Origin of the sequence: Cedecea sp. VD22 (assembly GCF_037150195.1) — a bacterium.
Taxonomy (GTDB): domain Bacteria; phylum Pseudomonadota; class Gammaproteobacteria; order Enterobacterales; family Enterobacteriaceae; genus Cedecea.
The window spans coordinates 1-784 of the sequence record NZ_JBBCPX010000043.1 but is presented as its reverse complement, the minus strand read 5'-3'; the positions used below and the strand labels follow the sequence as shown (position 1 = coordinate 784).

The following is a 784-nucleotide window of genomic DNA, read 5'->3' as shown; positions in this document are numbered from 1 at the left end:
CTTGATGGCACGACAAGGAATATTGTTTTAAGAGATGATAAAACAGGGAATCAAATTACAGGGGTATTTCGTCTGGCTTTTTTTGGTGTGCAACACAATTCGATAGATGGATATAACATAACTAGTGCAATGAACGGCGTGGGCCGTTATCCTCAGGGCGGGTGCTCAGGGCGGGTTGGCGTTGGTTATATGCATTGGTACAGATATGGATGGGGAGTGCCAGAAAAAAAGCTGACCTGCTACAGGGAGCTTAGTGGCTCTTTTCAGGGTGATGTTCGTATTGCCGATTTTAGCTTTGGCTATACGTTAGAAACACCCAATCCATTAGGTGTTTATAGCGGTGAGTACGAAGGTGAAGTGGTTTATACCGTTGGTGAAGGCGAAGATATTGACTTTCATGCCGTAACAACCTCTGACACTGAAATTAGAATAAAAATAAAGGCGACCGTACGTCATGCCTTCCAGGTGAAGTTTCCTTCCGACGCGGAATTGATCAAGGTCAGTCTGGCCCCGAAAGGCGGCTGGAGCCAGTGGGCAAACGGTGGGCGTGTCCCTGATACCCTGAGTCAGGAGGTCCCCTTCACCCTGTCGTCCACGTCCGGCTTCACTGTCAATATGCGCTGTGAGTATGATTTGGATGGGGCCTGTGCGTTACGTGAAACAACATCCCCCACCGGAGAAAAAATACCGCTGGAGGTTTCTCTCACCTTACCGGGTTATAAAACGGAAAACGGAAGAGAAGCCAGAAATCTGCTGTTGAATTCGTTACCGGCTGGCCATGTTA

At 48.2% G+C, this 784-nt stretch carries 1 protein-coding gene; it reads left to right on the top strand.

Features of this window, described 5'->3' with window-relative positions:
- Positions 1 to 784, top strand: a 784-nt coding sequence (locus WFK85_RS23370) for a hypothetical protein (RefSeq protein ID WP_442892915.1), incomplete at both ends; no start/stop codon positions are given.